The 16,194-nt window shown below is 59.9% G+C and carries 19 protein-coding genes; 1 reads left to right on the forward strand and 18 read right to left on the reverse strand.

Annotated features, from left to right (window positions below):
- The 13 genes from Q0M74_RS02775 to dacB all read right to left on the reverse strand — a co-directional run.
- Positions 1-992: amino acid--tRNA ligase-related protein (locus Q0M74_RS02775; RefSeq protein WP_293951524.1), on the reverse strand; the 992-nt coding region annotated here is incomplete at its 3' end.
- Between the two features lie 52 nt (positions 993-1,044).
- Positions 1,045-1,860 carry a pantoate--beta-alanine ligase gene (locus tag Q0M74_RS02780; RefSeq protein ID WP_293951525.1) on the reverse strand — a complete coding sequence of 272 codons (816 nt, stop codon included), beginning with the start codon at positions 1,858-1,860 and terminating at the stop codon, positions 1,045-1,047.
- A gap of 2 nt (positions 1,861-1,862) precedes the next feature.
- The gene (locus tag Q0M74_RS02785) at positions 1,863-2,564 is read right to left on the reverse strand and encodes a hypothetical protein (RefSeq protein ID WP_293951526.1); all 702 of its coding nucleotides are present in this window, start codon (positions 2,562-2,564) and stop codon (positions 1,863-1,865) included.
- 2 nt (positions 2,565-2,566) lie between these two features.
- Positions 2,567-3,460 (reverse strand): DUF6779 domain-containing protein, encoded by an 894-nt coding sequence (locus tag Q0M74_RS02790; protein ID WP_293951527.1) that lies wholly within the window; start codon positions 3,458-3,460, stop codon positions 2,567-2,569.
- Between the two features lie 10 nt (positions 3,461-3,470).
- Complete coding sequence (locus Q0M74_RS02795) at positions 3,471-3,938, reverse strand: DUF3180 domain-containing protein (protein ID WP_293951528.1); 468 nt, start codon at positions 3,936-3,938, stop codon at positions 3,471-3,473.
- Positions 3,939-3,943: 5 nt separating this feature from the next.
- The gene (gene folK / locus Q0M74_RS02800; protein WP_293951529.1) at positions 3,944-4,432 is read right to left on the reverse strand and encodes a 2-amino-4-hydroxy-6-hydroxymethyldihydropteridine diphosphokinase; all 489 of its coding nucleotides are present in this window, start codon (positions 4,430-4,432) and stop codon (positions 3,944-3,946) included.
- A gap of 2 nt (positions 4,433-4,434) precedes the next feature.
- Positions 4,435-4,821: a dihydroneopterin aldolase gene (folB, locus tag Q0M74_RS02805; protein WP_293951530.1), complete on the reverse strand. Its 387-nt coding sequence runs from the start codon at positions 4,819-4,821 to the stop codon at positions 4,435-4,437.
- Positions 4,814-5,680 (reverse strand): dihydropteroate synthase, encoded by an 867-nt coding sequence (folP, locus tag Q0M74_RS02810; protein WP_293951531.1) that lies wholly within the window; start codon positions 5,678-5,680, stop codon positions 4,814-4,816. The genes folB and folP overlap by 8 nt, the downstream gene beginning before the upstream one ends.
- Positions 5,681-6,274 (reverse strand): GTP cyclohydrolase I FolE, encoded by a 594-nt coding sequence (gene folE / locus Q0M74_RS02815; protein ID WP_293951532.1) that lies wholly within the window; start codon positions 6,272-6,274, stop codon positions 5,681-5,683.
- On the reverse strand, positions 6,267-8,870 hold the full coding sequence (ftsH, locus tag Q0M74_RS02820) for an ATP-dependent zinc metalloprotease FtsH (RefSeq protein WP_293951533.1): 2,604 nt from the start codon (positions 8,868-8,870) through the stop codon (positions 6,267-6,269). Before ftsH ends, folE begins: the two co-directional genes overlap by 8 nt.
- 207 nt (positions 8,871-9,077) lie before the next feature.
- Positions 9,078-9,662, reverse strand: coding sequence for a hypoxanthine phosphoribosyltransferase (gene hpt, locus Q0M74_RS02825; protein WP_293951554.1), 585 nt, complete (start codon positions 9,660-9,662; stop codon positions 9,078-9,080).
- A 50-nt stretch (positions 9,663-9,712) separates the two neighbouring features.
- The gene (gene tilS, locus Q0M74_RS02830) at positions 9,713-10,654 is read right to left on the reverse strand and encodes a tRNA lysidine(34) synthetase TilS (protein WP_293951534.1); all 942 of its coding nucleotides are present in this window, start codon (positions 10,652-10,654) and stop codon (positions 9,713-9,715) included.
- A gap of 1 nt (position 10,655) precedes the next feature.
- Positions 10,656-11,933 carry a D-alanyl-D-alanine carboxypeptidase/D-alanyl-D-alanine-endopeptidase gene (dacB, locus tag Q0M74_RS02835; RefSeq protein WP_293951535.1) on the reverse strand — a complete coding sequence of 426 codons (1,278 nt, stop codon included), beginning with the start codon at positions 11,931-11,933 and terminating at the stop codon, positions 10,656-10,658.
- Between the two features lie 177 nt (positions 11,934-12,110).
- Between dacB and Q0M74_RS02840 the strand changes: the two genes are divergently transcribed.
- On the forward strand, positions 12,111-12,587 hold the full coding sequence (locus tag Q0M74_RS02840) for an inorganic diphosphatase (RefSeq protein WP_293951536.1): 477 nt from the start codon (positions 12,111-12,113) through the stop codon (positions 12,585-12,587).
- Positions 12,588-12,660: 73 nt separating this feature from the next.
- Here Q0M74_RS02840 and Q0M74_RS02845 read toward each other — a convergent pair whose 3' ends face one another.
- The 5 genes from Q0M74_RS02845 to Q0M74_RS02865 are packed head-to-tail and all read right to left on the reverse strand — an operon-like array spanning position 12,661 to position 16,185.
- On the reverse strand, positions 12,661-14,247 hold the full coding sequence (locus tag Q0M74_RS02845; protein ID WP_293951537.1) for a polyamine aminopropyltransferase: 1,587 nt from the start codon (positions 14,245-14,247) through the stop codon (positions 12,661-12,663).
- Positions 14,235-14,660, reverse strand: coding sequence for a DUF350 domain-containing protein (locus Q0M74_RS02850; protein ID WP_293951538.1), 426 nt, complete (start codon positions 14,658-14,660; stop codon positions 14,235-14,237). The genes Q0M74_RS02845 and Q0M74_RS02850 overlap by 13 nt, the downstream gene beginning before the upstream one ends.
- Positions 14,661-14,678: 18 nt before the next feature.
- Positions 14,679-15,092, reverse strand: coding sequence for a DUF4247 domain-containing protein (locus Q0M74_RS02855; RefSeq protein WP_293951539.1), 414 nt, complete (start codon positions 15,090-15,092; stop codon positions 14,679-14,681).
- Complete coding sequence (locus tag Q0M74_RS02860) at positions 15,089-15,580, reverse strand: DUF2617 family protein (RefSeq protein WP_293951540.1); 492 nt, start codon at positions 15,578-15,580, stop codon at positions 15,089-15,091. Before Q0M74_RS02860 ends, Q0M74_RS02855 begins: the two co-directional genes overlap by 4 nt.
- On the reverse strand, positions 15,580-16,185 hold the full coding sequence (locus Q0M74_RS02865) for a DUF4178 domain-containing protein (RefSeq protein ID WP_293951541.1): 606 nt from the start codon (positions 16,183-16,185) through the stop codon (positions 15,580-15,582). The genes Q0M74_RS02860 and Q0M74_RS02865 overlap by 1 nt, the downstream gene beginning before the upstream one ends.
- Positions 16,186-16,194: the final 9 nt, after the last annotated feature.

Genomic DNA, 16,194 nt, shown 5'->3' on the forward strand with positions numbered 1-16,194 from the left:
CCGAGGTCATACTCGGTACCGTCGGCAAGTGTCACCAGGGTGGTGCCGAATACTTCCTGTGCCACGAACTGCACGAGTCCCTGGATCAGGGCAGCACCGGTCTCGTAGGTGCCCCATGCCTGGTAGGTCTCCAGCATGGCGAACTCTGGTGAGTGGGTGGAGTCGCTGCCCTCATTGCGGAAGTTACGGTTGACCTCGAAGACGCGCTCCATGCCACCGACGACACAACGCTTGAGGAAGAGCTCCGGTGCGATACGCAGGTAGAGGTCCAGGTCGAAGGCGTTGGAGTTGGTCACGAAGGGACGGGCCGCAGCACCACCGTGGAGGGTCTGCAGCATCGGGGTTTCCACCTCGAGGAAGTCCTGGTTCTCCAGGTACTTACGCAGGGCACGCATGACCTTCACGCGGGTCAGGGCGTTGTTGCGGGCCTGTTCGCGCATGATGAGGTCGGTGTAGCGGTGGCGGACACGAGTGTCCTCGCTCATATCAGCGAAGGCCACCGGCAGTGGACGCAGGGATTTGGAGGCCATGTGCCAGGATTCGGCCATGACGGAGAGCTCGCCACGCTTGGAGGCAATCACGCGGCCCCGGACAGAGACGATATCGCCCATGTCCACATCGGCCTTCCATGCGGCCAGGGAGTCCTCGCCGACAACAGCCAGGGAGAGCATGGCCTGAACGGCAGTGCCATTGCCTTCCTGAAGGGAGGCGAAGCACAGCTTTCCGGTGTTGCGGATGAACATCACGCGGCCGGCGATGGCAACCTCAACGGAGGTCTCTGCACCTGGTTCCAGGTAGGTTACGCCTTCTTCAGACCCCTCACCGACGACGAACTTTTCACGCAGTTCGGTGATCGAGATGGTGCGGTCAACCTCGACCGGGTAGGCGTCCTTTCCACTGTCCAGGATGCGCTCGCGCTTTTCGCGACGAATGCGCAGCTGCTCAGGCAAATCGGCGGAATTGTTCTTGGAAGTGGAATTGGAGTTAGTCACAGCTCATAAGGTTAGCCGATCCCGGTGCCTGAAGCGTAAATTGCAGCCTGAGTTACTCTGGTGTGCCTTCAATATTCTTGAAGCCGATTCCCAGGGGCAGGCCGACGTTGTCGGTGAGTTGGACATCACCTAAGGTGACGGCGACGAAGAGGCGGGCGTCGCCAAGCTCAGGGGCCGGTCCCAGGTCCAGGCCACGCAGCTCAAGATAGTCCGGGGTCATGCCGGCTGCCTCCAGCACACCACGGGTGGTTTCAAGCACCGTGTCCGCGCCGTGTTCAGCGGAATGTGCACCGGCGGTCAGGGCGGCGGCGATGGCTGTTGCCTGATCCCGGTCTGCTTCCGCAATGCGGGTGTTGCGCAGGGAAATCGCCAGGCCATCAGGCATGCGGACAGTTGGTACGCTGTGCAGCTTCACCGGGATGTGCAGGTCATTGATCGCACGCTGCACGGCCACCACCTGCTCATAGTCCTTCTCCCCCAGCACCACATCAGAGGCACCGGTGACACCGATCAGGCCCAGCACGCGGGTCACTGACTCACCCAGACCGTCTGCAATGCCGAAGTGCCCACCGACCACCTGTGTGCGCACACCATGTGGCCAGAGCATGTCTTGTGTGTAGGGGAATAGAGCATCAATGCGTTCCTCGCGCAAACGCTCATGATCAGCCTCCGGGCCGGCATAGGCCACCACGACCACTGCACCCGGGATACGCTTAGCAGCGCGGATCAGTGAGATATGGCCTGCGTGCAGCCCTTCACCGAGTGGAACCAGGACCACCGGTTTGCCGGTCTTGCGCAGTGCGCGACCAAACATCCGGATCTTGTCGATCTGATCAAAAATACGTCCCTGGCCGTGTTCAAAGCTCACTCTTATCGGTCCTCTTTCTGGATTGCCCACAACTCGATATCCTGTGCCCGGGAGATTTCCGCTGCACGGCGCGCAAGGTCCCTGAACAGACGTTGTCTGCCCGGATCTTCGATGGATGCATGCTGCATCATCAGACTGCCCAGTTTAGGCTCTGAGATAAACCTGTCGGCAGCACCCCGCACGATATGCTCAGCAGCTTCAACATCATGGACAAAGGTGTCCAGGAAACGCACCGCGTCCCGGGTCAGGATGCGGAGGTATCCGGCGTAGGTGACCGCTGCAGAAAGCTGTTTGCGCTGGCTGTCATCAATCTGGATGATCGATCCACCCAGCTCACCGACCAGCAGACCGACGATGGTCTCCCCCAGCTCATCCGTGGAGGCCACCACCCAGCGGTCATCACCGAGTGGATGCGCTGCCATGACGATGGCACCTTCAGTTTCCAGGGGATCCATGACCTGGATGCCATGCATGAGTGAAGTGTGCAAGAACATCTGTCCGCGCCGGGCGAAGGTGGCCAGGTGCTCGACGGTCTCCTCGAGACGGTCATCCTCCACCGCAATGATGATCAGTTCAAAGTCCCGGATGTTCTCCGGAGTCATGACGGTGTCCACGGTGTGTTCTGCTGCAGACAGTTCCCGGTAGAGATCAACCCGGTTCTCACCATCTGCCAGCACACCGATATTCAGGCGTGGTGCTCGCACTACTACTGTTCCTTCTTGCGTGCCGCCGCCAGCAGATCGGCCACGCTGACACCGCCACTGTGTTCATCACGGCGACGGCGGCCGCCACCGACCTCCGGGCTGGCATGGCGGGAACGGCGGGAGCGGGGAGCTTCTTCCTGTGGCTCTTCCTCTGCTTCGTCCTGGGACTCTGATTCTTCCACTGGTTCTGCAGGGCTCTCGGAGTCAGTGAGATCTGAAGGCACAACGTCATCCCCAAAGACGACGTCCATTGTCTCCGGAGTTTCAGCAACAGGCTGCTCAACGACAACATCCACCACGTCCTGAGGGGCATCGGCCTTCTCAGTCCATTCCGGGGTGGGGACGGTTTCCACATGTTCCGGTGCCACCGGTTCCGGGGTGTTGTCCTCTTCAGTGGCTTCCAGTTGCTTCTGCTGGGTTTCCAACTCGATGATGCGGCGGGCTTCAGCCTGCACCACGGCTGGTTCGTAGACCCACTCGCGGCCGGAGAGTTCGGAGAGCTGCACACGCATCTCCTCAAGCTGCTGGCGGATCTCCTTAAGGATCTCGTTTTCCTTCAGGCGGAGCTCTTCCTGGTGTTGTCGTTCCAGGCGGAACTTCTCAGCACTCTGGTCAGCTTCAGCTTTTTCCAGCTCGGCCTGGTGCAGGATCTGGTTGGCGGCCAGTTCCTGGCGGGCTGCCTCAATCTTTTTGCGGTCGCGGTAGAGCAGGAAGAATCCGATGATGGCTGCCCACAGTGCAGCCAACAGTGCGATTCTCTGGGCTCCATCGCTGTCCACCAGCAGCATGATCACCGTGGATATCACTGCCAGGCCGATGAGTACAGCAAGCAAAATTGGTCCACGGTCGGCAGTTGTCCCCTGCTGGTGGTCCTCGCTCGATGTTTGGTGACTCATGGATTCCAATCTAGCTGATCGTTTCTCCGGATTGCTTAGGTGGTACCTCGCAGCTGCGTTCAAGATACAGGCCTGCGGCAGCCAGCGCGATTCCTCCCAGCGCAGAGGCCAGAGCGCCCGGCAGGTCCTCAGAAGCGGCTATCAGATCCCCCACCCGCGGGATGATGTAGCTGGACACACCTACATAGATACCGCCCATGATGGCACCGGCCCAGGCACAGGCCTGCCCGAGCACCATCAGTTGGGCAACCGTCACCGGGTTCATCTGGCTGCTGTCCTGACCGATCATGCCTTCTTCAACCCTGCCTTTGATTTTGAAGGCTGCAAACAGGCAGATCACGGTCATCACCCACAGGCTGATGGAGATGGTCACCGGGATGGTGGTCATGGAGCCATAGAAACGCCACGTGAGAATTGCGGAGACAGCGGCGAGGAAGCCACCGACCCCGATCAGCATCGCCGTGGAGGTTCTCTGCATGGGTTTTAAAACTTCCTGACCTTGGTCACGCCTTCAACGTCTGTGGGATCGAGATTCTCCACGAGGGAAGCCACGGCGGTGCCGTGCAGGACTGCCTCGGGTTCGACCTCCAGCCATGGGATGAGCACGAAGGCGCGCTGCCATGCCCAGGGGTGGGGGAGGGTGAGAACCGGGTCCTCAGAGAGCAGTTCCTCAGCACCATTGCGGATCTGGACCACGTCCACGTCCAGGGTGCGTGGTCCCCACTTGCGGGTGCGGACACGCTCAGCATCATTTTCCAGCTTCTGGCCCCGCTGCAGCAGCTCCAGCGGGGTGCAGTCCACATCCACCACCAGGATGGCGTTGAGGAACTCATCCTGGTCCTCCACACCCCAGGGAGGGGTGGCGTAGATCGAGGACACTGCCACGGTTTCATCCTTGAATTCCTCAAGGACTCCCTGCAGCAGGGCGTAGCGGTCATCCATGTTGGAGCCGATTGACAGTACTGCGTGCATAGCTATCCAGCACTCCTTCCGTGGGTTTTGCGGGATCGACGGGCCACCACGGCCACATCACCGAAGGTACGTGGAATCGGTGCCTTCGGCTTATGGATGGTCACCTCAACGGCGTGCAAGGCCCCGAAGATCTCCATGATCTTTTCCGCGGCTTCGGTGGCCACGGTTTCAATCAGATCACGTGCCGGACCTTCGACGATACCGGCCACCAGCTCGGCCAGTGCGCCGTAGTCGACGGTGTCGGAGAGATCATCACTGGCACCGGCGGCGGCGAAGTTCATCCAGCAGGTGACATCCACGATGAAGGGCTGTCCCTGTTCTTTTTCAAAGTCGAAGACACCATGGTGCCCAAAGCATTCCAGGCCGGTGAGTTCAATACGATCAGCCATGTTGTACCTCTCCATAGGTTCCTGCACTGCACCAGTGGGCGGCAACGTCCACGGCGTCGCGGGAGACGGGAACATTGTGGACACGAACCCCCCAGGCACCCATATGTGCTGAGACTGCTGTGACGGCTGCGGTGGCGGGATCGGCGTCGATAGGTGTGACCTCCAGGCCACGCTCACGGCGCACCCCTGCCAGAAAGCGCTTGCGGGAAGCGCCGACCAGGATGGGGAATTCCCCGCCGATGAATTCGGGCAGGGCGTTGAGCAGTGCCCAGTTATCCTCACGGGACTTGGCGAAACCAAGGCCTGGATCCAGCACGATCTGATCCTTGGCCACACCTGCTGCCAAGGCGCGGGTAACCAGTTCATCAAGGGTATTGTGGACATCGCTGACCACATTGCCCCCGTGATCAGCATGCCCGGCGGCATCGCCGAACTGCACGGTCTTCCAGTGCATGAGACATACGGGGATCGCAGCGTCCGCCATCACTGAGAACATCTCCGGATCAGCCAGACCACCAGAGACATCATTGATCATGGACACACCTGCAGCCGCAGAAGCCGCTGCCACGGAGGCGCGCATCGTATCCACCGAGGTGTGGATGCCTTCCTCATGCAGCGCCCTGATCACAGGAACCACACGTTCACGTTCGGTATCAGGATCCACGCGTACCGCACCGGGGCGGGTGGATTCACCACCCACGTCGATCATGTCAGCCCCCTCAGCGACCAGCTGTCGGGCGTGCTCGATCGCACGGTCAAGCTCCACGTACCTGCCACCATCAGAGAAGGAATCCTCCGTGACGTTGACAATTCCCATCACCAGGCAACGACCCGGGATGGTCAGGGTGTCCACATTCATCTAGTTACCCCGAATCAGGGCGAACACCTCTGCACGGGAGGCCGCACTGTTCTTGAAGCCACCACGCACCGCAGAGGTAGTGGTCACCGCACCGGGCTTGCGGATTCCACGCATACCCATGCACAGGTGCTCAGCTTCGATCACCACGGCCACCGCCTGCGCATCAAGCTTGTCGACAAGCGCATCCGCGATCTGGGAGGTCAGGCGTTCCTGCACCTGCGGGCGCTTGGCATACATGTCTGCCAGGCGTGCCAGTTTAGACAGACCGGTGACCTTGCCGGACTCACCCGGGATGTAGCCGATGTGGGCGACACCGAAGAAAGGCACCAGGTGGTGCTCACAGGTAGAGTAGATCGGGATCTCACGGACCAGCACAAGTTCCTGGTGATCTTCAGAGAAGGTCTTCTCCAGCACCTCGGTGGGGTCGGCGTGCAGACCTGCGAAGATCTCACGGTAGGAACGGGCAACCCGGGCGGGGGTTTCCAGCAGACCTTCACGGTCTGGGTCCTCACCAACAGCAATGAGCAATTCACGAACGGCTGCTTCAGCGCGCTCCTGATCAAATGCCTGAATCGCCTCGACGTTCTTAGACACGATTGTCTCCTTCTGACTCGGTTCCTGCCGGATCACCATCTGCTGGGCCCTCATTCTGGTCGCTATCTGAGTGAGGTTCAGCAGCGTCCTCCATCAGTCCCGGTCGCTGTTCTTCCTTATCCGCAGGTGCTTCCGGGTGTTCTGGGCGCTCGTGGTCAGGAAGACGGAAACCGATAATCTGAGTGGGTGCATCACCAGGGGTTGTTCCCTGGTTTCCACCGGAGACCTTACCGGGGGTGTGTTCATCGCCTGTTGTCTGGTCCATCAGTTCAGAATCACCAAAGCCATAGGCCTTCATGCCTGGGTGCTCAGCCGACTGATTGGAGGACTTGTCGGCGTAGGGGTTCGGGCGTGAAGCACCGGAACCATAAGCTGATGGTGCAGGAGTTCCAGGGGACTGAGGGGACTGAGTGGACTCAGTGGAGCCTGCCTCAGAACCAGATCCTGCAGCGGATCCCGGCACGGTCCAATCAGCTGGCGGCGGGGTGCCATAGCTGCGTGGAGCCTGTCCTGGGTCACCTGGGGTGGCGGTTCCTGGAACATCCGTGCCAGCAGTGGTGGAACCGGAAGCAGGGGGCTGTCCCCCCTGTGCTGCCAGTTCCTTGCGGCGACGCTCGCGTGCCGCCTTGGAGGCTTCCACGATGGAGAAACGCTTCGGTGGTTCTTCGCCACGTTCGATGGCCAGTTCCACCGGGGTCTTCACCGGTTTACGGTCGATCTGCTGTGGGAAGCGGGAGCCCTCATCGGGAAAGACCTCGTCGATGCTGCGTGGCACGATGTCGCTGAACAGCACCTCCAGATCTGGGCGTCGAAGGGTTTCCTTCTCCAGGAGTTTCTCGGCGAGGATGTCCAGGTGATCGCGGTATTCGCTCAAGATCTGGTAGGACACCTCGTGTGCCTTGTTGAGCAGGTAGGTGACTTCGGTGTCGATCAGTGCTGCGACTTCCTGGGAGTGGGTCAGCGTTCCCCCGCCACCACGCCCGGAGAAGGGGTCGCCCTGTTCCTCACCGTATTTGACCATGCCCACCGCCGGGCTCATGCCGTATTCCACAACCATGGCGCGGGCAATCTTGGTGGCCATCTCAATATCGGCAGATGCGCCAGTGGTCGGCGCACCGAAGACGAGTTCCTCCGCGGAGCGTCCGCCCATCGCAAAGACCAGGCGTGCGAACAGCTCGTTGCGGCTGTACATACCCTTGTCATCTTCCTGGGCGGTCATGGCGTGACCACCGGTGCGCCCACGGGCGAGGATGGTCACCTTGTACACGCGCTCGATGTCAGCCAGTGCCCACGCGGACAGGGTGTGTCCACCTTCGTGATAAGCGGTGACCTTCTTCTCCTGTTCGGAGATGATCTTGGAAGAGCGTCGTGGTCCACCGATGACTCGGTCGGTTGCCTCTTCCAGAGCGTCGGCGGTGATGACATTGCCTCCGATGCGGGCGGTCAGCAGGGCTGCTTCGTTGAGCACGTTGCCCAGGTCTGCACCGGACATGCCGGCGGTGCGCTTGGCCAGCGCCTTAATGTCGGCATCCGGGGCGAAGGGCTTGCCCTTGGCGTGGATCTCCAGGATCATCTCACGGCCCTTGAGATCCGGGTTGGTCACCGGGATCTGACGGTCAAAACGGCCCGGGCGCAGCAGTGCCGCATCCAGGACATCGGGACGGTTGGTGGCTGCCATGAGGATGACGCTTCCGCGGTCGCCGAAGCCATCCATCTCCACCAGCAACTGGTTCAGGGTCTGTTCACGTTCATCGTGCCCGCCACCCATGCCGGAGCCACGGGAACGTCCCACCGCGTCGATCTCATCGATGAAGATGATGCAGGGACTGTTTTCCTTGGCCTGCTTGAACAGGTCACGAACACGGGAGGCACCCACGCCCACGAACATCTCCACGAAGTCTGAACCGGAGATCGAATAGAAAGGCACGCCAGCCTCACCGGCAACAGCACGAGCCAGCAGGGTCTTACCGGTTCCAGGGGGGCCATAGAGCAGCACACCACGTGGAATCTTGGCGCCCAGTTCCTGGTAGCGGGTCGGATCCTCCAGGAAGTCCTTGATTTCATGGAGTTCATCCACGGCTTCATCGGCACCGGCAACATCGGCGAAGGTGTTGGTCGGGGTGTCCTTGGTCAGCTGCTTGGCCTTGGAACCACCCATGCCGAACATGCCACCACCCTGGGCACGGGAGAGGAAGAACATGAGCAGACCGAACAGCAGCAGCATCGGCAGGATGAAGCTGAGCATGGACACCAGGAAGTTATCCTGGGTGACGTTGGTGGTGTAGGAATCCACACCGGAAGCCTCGACCTTTTCAAAGATCACCGGGGCGGTACGCGCCGGGTACTGGGAGATGATCTCCTCGACACCTTCGCGTTCCTCAACGTCGATAGGTTCACGCAGGGTCAGCCGAACCCGCTGTTCGCGGTCGTCGATCTGTGCTTCGGCAACGTTGCCGTCCTCCAGCTGCGCCATGGCAATGGAGGTGTCCACTTCCTGGAAGTTCCTGGTATCACTGGTGAAAAGTGAGATCAGGAACAAAGCGACAAGGACTACGGCTGCGATGCCGCCATACTGCAGGTATTTCTTGTTCTTCATGCGCAATGGCCAACCTCCCCACCCTGAGCGGTGGAGAATATCAGCCCGTGCCTTTCTCGGGTCTATGGGGTGAAGCTGGGGTCAAGCTCAACGTGAAACAGCATAAAGCTACATTCTGAAACTCTACGCAGGTCAATGATGTATCAACGATTATCCGGGGAGAATCGTTCCCACGATGACTATTCGCACACCCTGGTGCGGTGTTGTCTAGTCCGAATACACGCGTGGTTCGAGGGTGCCCACATAAGGCAGGTCGCGGTAACGCTCGGCGAAGTCCAGACCGTAGCCCACAACAAATTCGTTGGGGATGTCGAAGCCGATGTCGAACATGTCGATGGTCGCGGTCAGACGCTCCGGCTTGCGCAGGAGGGTGATCACGTTGAGGGACTTCGGGTTGCGGTTTTTCAGGTTGCGCATGAGCCAGGACAGGGTCAGGCCGGAATCTATTATATCTTCCACGATCAGGACATCACGGCCCTCAATCTCTTTGTCCAGGTCCTTGAGAATGCGCACCACGCCTGAGGATGAGGTGGAGTTTCCATAAGAGGACACCGCCATGAACTCAGCCTGGGATGGGATCTCAAGCATGCGGGAGAAGTCTGAGAGGAAGTAGAACGCACCCTTGAGCACGCACACCAGGATGATGTCTTCCTCAGAGTCCTTGTAGTGCTCAGAGACTCGTTTGGCCATCTCACCGATGCGCTCTTTGAGTTTCTCTTCACTGATGAGGACGGATTCAATATCATCCCCGTATGGGTGGTTTGGGACGTTGAAGTCCTTCTGGTCTGCCATCTCCACATTGCTGCCCATATTTAGTGTGCACCTTCTTTGTTCGAGTATTCTCAACCGGTGACCCTAAGCTTGCCACTTACACGCACCACTTCCAACCTTCCGGTGGCAGTTTTGCCCACCGCAACGCCCCCCTGACCATGCCAGTGGGTGAGCAAGCGGTCGATGGCCTCCAGCTTTTTCGAGTTCACACGAACCCCGTGGCCACGCAGGAAATCAGCCAACATGTGGCGACGCAGTGCATAGGGTTCGCTGGCCAGCGCCACGGGGAACCCGTCAGCCCACTGCCGACGTTGCTTATCGACGACCTCATCCAGCACCTCTTCATTCATTGCAGCCCTGCTGGCTGCCAGTGCCAGTCCGGGCACGGGATCGCCCCCATGGACATCCTCTAAGAGTGGAATGACACGCTCACGGATGGCCACCCGCCGGAAAGCCTGGTCGAAATTCTGCGGATCAGACCAGGGGGAAAGTTGTAATTCAGCGCAGGCGCCGTGGGTGTTGGCCCGCCGCGCCCGCAGCAGGGGGCGCACGATGCTCAGGTCTGGGCGTCGTGAAGCAGGCTTCATCCCGGCGGGATTTCCCCGGAGGCCGGCGAGGAGAAAAGTTTCCGCTTGATCATCCATGGTGTGGCCGGTCCAGACGGTGGAGGTGATGCGTGCGAATTCGGCATAGCGTGCCTCGCGGGCTGCCGCTTCTATGCTGCCCGGAGGCACCTGGATGCTGCGGATCATGGCCTCAGCGCCCATGAGTTCAGCCTGGCGGGCGGCATGCTCAGACACCTCAGCTGATCCTGCCTGCAGGTTGTGGTTGATGCAGATCGCGATGACCTCCGCGCCTTCTGCCCGTGCTGCAGCCACCAACGCCAGGGAATCGGGACCACCTGAAAGCCCGATGTGCACATGATCCTGCAGATGCGGGCGGATGGCTACGCGCAGTGCCAGGAAATGTGGGGAGATCTTCGGCAACGCCACCTGGCCGATGGTGGATGGCATGTTAAAACTCCCGCAGGACAGTGGCCATCTCATCCATCGCCACGCGCGCATCCAGGATATTGGACTCATTGGAGACAAAGGCGAAGGTGAATACGCGGTTACTCTCTGAGGTGACGGTTCCCGCCAAGGCAGAGGTTTCCGTGAGGGTACCGGTCTTGGCGCGTACCCAACCTGCCCCGCCCAATTGTCCATAACGGTCCACCAGGGTGCCGTTACCACCGGCGATCGGCAGGGTGTTCAGCAGTGGGCGCAGCTGCTCCTCCGTGGCTGCGGCATGGAGGATGTCATCCAGCAGTTTCGGGGTGATGAGGTTGTCAAAGCTTAAACCTGAGTTATCCACGATGCTCACCCCATCCAGATCAAAACCGTGTTCTCTCAGGATGTCCATGGTCAGCTGGGCAGAACTTGCGGCATCGGTATCCACACCATGCTTCTGGGCAATCTCACGGCCAATGGCTTCCGCCATGACATTGTCGGATTCCTCCATCATGCGTCGCAGTCGTTTCTCCAGGCTATCCGACTCCGTGGTCGCCAACACCAGGGCTTCCTGCGGTGCAGTGCCCTCACCGGTCGTTGTTGCCCCGATACGTTCTGCAAGTGACTTGGCAACATCCAGGGCCGGGGTGTGGGTGCGGGGCAGGTCACCGTGGCTGCCACCGATGCGGCCCCCCTCGATCATCACAGGTTCAATGGGAGCAACGTAACCGGCATCAATATCAATGCGTTCCCAGCCCGGCGCGAAGGTCTTGTCACTCCAGATGGAGGTGTCCACCAGGACGGTATCCACCTCTTGCCCGTCGAGTTGGGTGGCTAGTTCGTCGATTTGTTCTTGGCTTAAGGTGACATCGCCGGCGGCTTTGATCACCACGGTTCCTGGTACTTCAGCGGAGACGATGTCGGTGGTGATGGTGTCATCCCAGCCCAGATCATAGAGTGCTGCTGCGGCGGTGAGGATCTTGGTGGCAGAAGCTGGACGCACTGCGCGATCGGGGTTCTGTGACCAGATGATCTCACCGGTGGAAGTATCCCGGATCTGTCCGGAGAATCTTCCCAGACGGGGATCAGATGCAGCCTCACGCAGCTGGCTGGAAAGTCCAGTGAAGTCCGGAGCTGCTTCTGCGCGGGCTGGTTCAAGGATCGGTTCAGGGGCTGCAACGGTGTAGGCGGGCGGGCGGTTCAGGCCGTTGACCTGCTCATTGACGTAGACTCCAGCGCCTGCCACTCCGACGACCACCGCGAGTGCACCCACCGATGAGGCAATCCACCAGTCTTTTTTCATGGGGTGCTCCTTTGTCGCGGACAGTTGGTTCTTCTCAGGGTGTTCTCTCAAGTATGCAACCTTATATTGAGTGCCAATCCTGCTCTAATCCTGCGACACGCTAGAATCTGTCAACGAGCACGAACATTTTCCTGATCATCCCCCATTGATCAGCGACCGAGAAGATAAGGACATTCAATGAGCATCGAAGTAACCGTTGAAATCCCTAAGGGTTCACGTAACAAGTACGAGATCGATCACGAGACCGGCAAGGTCTACCTCGATCGCTACCTGTTCACCCCGATGGCCTACCCACTGGACTACGGCTACATTGATGACACCCTCGGTGAAGACGGTGACCCGATGGACGCCCTGGTGATTCTGCCTGAGTCTGTCTTCCCGAACGTGATCGTCAAGTCCCGTATCCTCGGTGTCTTCAAGATGACCGATGAGGCCGGTGGCGATGACAAGCTGCTCGCAGTTCTGGATGACCCACGTTTCGACCACCTTCAGGACATCTCGGATGTTTCTGACTTCCTCAAGGACGAGATCGAGCACTTCTTCGTCCACTACAAGGACCTGGAGAAGGGCAAGCACGTTGAGGGTGCTGGCTGGGGTGACAAGGCTGAGGCTGAGAAGATCTTCGCTGACTCCATCGCGCGTTTCAAGGCTTAATTGCCTTTAAGCCAGTGAGACCCGCGTTCCCTTGTTTATTAAAAGGGGACGCGGGTTTTGTCATTCATAGGGGCTACTCCCCCGCCTGCCGGTAACCGCGGCGTAGGTCTTCCACCACGCGTGGGTGGTCCAGGGTGGAGGGTTCCAGTTCACGGGGCTGGTTATCCGCACCGAAGACCCCGGCAGCGGTGAGCACCTCATCGTTGAGGAATTTTAATTCTGGTGTGTCCGGGCGCAGTCCTAGTTCCATACCTTCGGGGCCACACAGCTGGAAACCCCAGTCGCCGAAGGTGGGGACGTGCACGTGATAGGGAATCACCTCACCACATCCGGCGGCGGACAGGGTGGCACCATTACGCCAGAACACATCAGGTGTGGTGTACGCGCTGGAGGATTGCACGACCATGCGGCCGCCCTCATTCAGGCGTGCCAGGGCCAGGGTGTAAAATTCCTGGGAATAAAGCCTGGCCATGGTGTCATTGTTGGGATCGGGCAGGTCAACCAGGATGGTGTCATAACGCTGTCCCTCATCACCCCCGGCACGTAACCAGGTGAAGGCATCATCGGCAATGACATTGACCCTGGAGTCTTCCATGGAGCCCCCGTTATCGGGGCGCAGCACGGTGTTGGCCACCTCGATCACAGCCGGGTCCAGTTCCACCTGGGTGATCTCCATGTCCGGGAAACGCAGTAATTCACGTGCCGCCAGGCCATCACCACCACCGATGATGAGCACGGATTCAGCTGTGGGGGACAGCGCTGGGTACACCAGGGATTCGGTGTAGCGGTGTTCATCGCGGGTGGAGTACTGCAGTCCACCATTAAGGTATAACCGACGGTCTGCGCCCCGTTCAGTGACCACGATGTCCTGGTAGTCAGACTGCTGCGCAAAGATCACGGGATCCCTGTAGAGCTGTTGGCGGGCGGTGGCAACAATCCCATCAGCCCGCACCAAGATGGTGCCCAGCAGCGCGATCGCCAGTAGAAGCCCCACCACTGCACTGACAAAGTGGACCTTCGGCAGCAGGTGCCGCAGCAACACACAGCCCACAAACAATGCTGCCAGCAGGTTGATCATGCCGGCGGCTGCGGCACCCCGCATCATGCCCAACCAGGGCAGCAGGATAAATGGCCAGGACAGGCCACCGATCAACGCACCCAGGTAATCAGCGGCATTAAGTGTTGCCACCAGGGAGCCGGTGGTGCGGGCATCGGCCAGCCTGCCGCGCTGGATCATGGTCATCAGCAGCGGTAATTCCGCGCCCACCAGGATGCCGATCAATGCGGTTGCCAAGACCAGCATCCAGAGGTTCTGCCCCAGGATGGCAAAGGTCATATACAGTGCCAGGGCGGAGAAACCACCCACCAGGCCCAGCAGTGTCTCCACTGCCAGGAAGGTCTGGGCCGGCCATCGCAGAAACGGTTTGACCATGATCGCACCCACACCCAGGGCAGCCACATAACCTGCGACGATCAGAGAGGTCTCCACGATGCCGCCACCATTGAGGCTGGTGGATAATGAGACCAGCGCCAGCTCATAGACCAGCCCTGAAGCCGCACAGATCGCGACAGAGAGCAGCAGGAGCCAGCGCCACACCCGACTTAATTCCGCAGGCTGTTCTCCTGGTCGGGCAGCATCAGACTGAACTAGATCAGACATGCAGCGTTGACTGCTCCCACCACCACGAGGACCACGGATGCCACCACGGCACCGGAGCGCAGCTTCGGATCCTCCACCAGATCACGGAAACGGCCGGGGATGAAGGCTTCCAGCAGTGCCATGACAATCACCTGGATCACCAGTCCGAGCACACCGAAGACAGCGGTCTCAATCAGGCCCTGCCCCAGGTTGTCTGAAGAGTTCAGCACGGCGGTGACCACGATGATCCCGATGGACACCTGCTGGGCTGCGGTGATCACGGCAGCATTGGGCAGGTGGTGCACGAAGACCAGTTCATGCAGTTTACCCGGGGTAATCAGGTCCAGGATGATAAAGCCGACCACGAGGATGACCGCGGCAAGGCCGAAGTATGCGAGGGTGCCCACGACACCGTTGATGAGGTACTCGCTCATGTTTCTACTCCTTGATTATTATTTGACGCCGCCGCCGGATCCTGAGGATCCGCCGCTGGAGCTACTTGGTGAGGATGGCCCGAAACCGGTGCCGAGCCAGATGAAGGTGCCGTTGTTGACCCGCTCGAGGCCCTCCACGGTGATCTTGCAATTAGACGTGCCCTCATCGGAGACGATCACCAGTTTCTTGGGGTACCGCAGGTAGGTGTCGCCGGTGGCTGGATCGGTGGCACGCTCACTCGGACGGTCCATCGCCTCGATCCGATCAGCCACGCCGGTCTCACCGGCACAGCTGTGGCTACCGCTGCTACCCGACCAGGTCTCTGCGATCTGTGATTCCACCGGCGGTTTGGAAAACAGCGCCAGGAGCAGACAGAGCACAGAGAGGAACAGGAAGACTAAACCCAGTGTCCGGGCTGATTGTGCATTCATGGGTGATATTCACTCCTCGTACTGACAATGGTGTTCTCATCCGGATACAGGTGGTGTGTCCACCACTGCCACACACCCTGCTCACACCGGCCGCGCAATGCAGTCAGGTGGTACTCCCCCACCCCGGGGAAGTTGGCAATCAACCACTCCTCACCGCCCGTCGCAATGGCAGCCGCCTCGGTAGCGAAGTCCTCTGCGCTGAGCACACGCGTGCGGGTGTCCAGATGATAGCTCTGCTTATCGACGCTCTCCGGCAGCGGCCACTGTCCCCCAGCGGAGCCGTTGCAGGAGACTTCCTCCCGGAAGCTTCCTGAGGGGGCATCAACGGTGACCACGTGCGAACCTCCGATCACCACCAGGTGCAATGACGACTGCGTGGCGGGGTCCTCGACAAGCGTCTCGGCCAGGATCTCCGGCATCGGCGCATTCCAGCGCACGCCCAGATCCCCGGCGCGAACATCAGTGGGGGTACAGGAAAGCTGCAGCATCAGTTCTTCGGTGCCGGGTAAACGGTCAGTTCACCGGGCAGCACCTTCCAGCCCAGTGACACCTCCGAGGAACCATCCTCGCCGAAGGTCTCAAATCCCAGCAGCCCATTGCCACCGGCCTCAGCCATGTCCCAGTACTCAAAACGTCCGGACTCCGGAACACCCGTGGTGCCCTCAGAATAGAACTGACCCACACCACTTTCCACCTTGCGGTAGCGCACGCCCTCAACCGTGACCTCCTGTGCAGGTTGCACATCCAGGTCCGGGCGGGACACCCACCAACCGAGGTTGAGCTGGCCTTCGTCATATTCCACGCTCAGGTACTCGCCACCCCGGCCACCTTCCAGGAGGTACTCATGCCAGGTGTAAGCACCCTGACGCATGGTGATGGCACCACGGCACACATAATCAATGCCGCCATATCCGACGATGGCGCCGGGTCCGAGGATGTCGGGGCCGAAGTCGGCTGAGCCGTCGCTGAATTTCAGTGGGTCTTCGCGGGGTCGTGGTGGCTGTTCATCGTTCTTCTTCTTTGCCGACATGACAAAGAAGACGACAGCGATGATGCCGAGGATGATGGCCAGAACCAGCCATGTGGTGTTCATGAAGAACTC

Origin of the sequence: uncultured Corynebacterium sp., from assembly GCF_945649885.1 — a bacterium.
In the GTDB taxonomy this organism is placed as follows: domain Bacteria; phylum Actinomycetota; class Actinomycetes; order Mycobacteriales; family Mycobacteriaceae; genus Corynebacterium.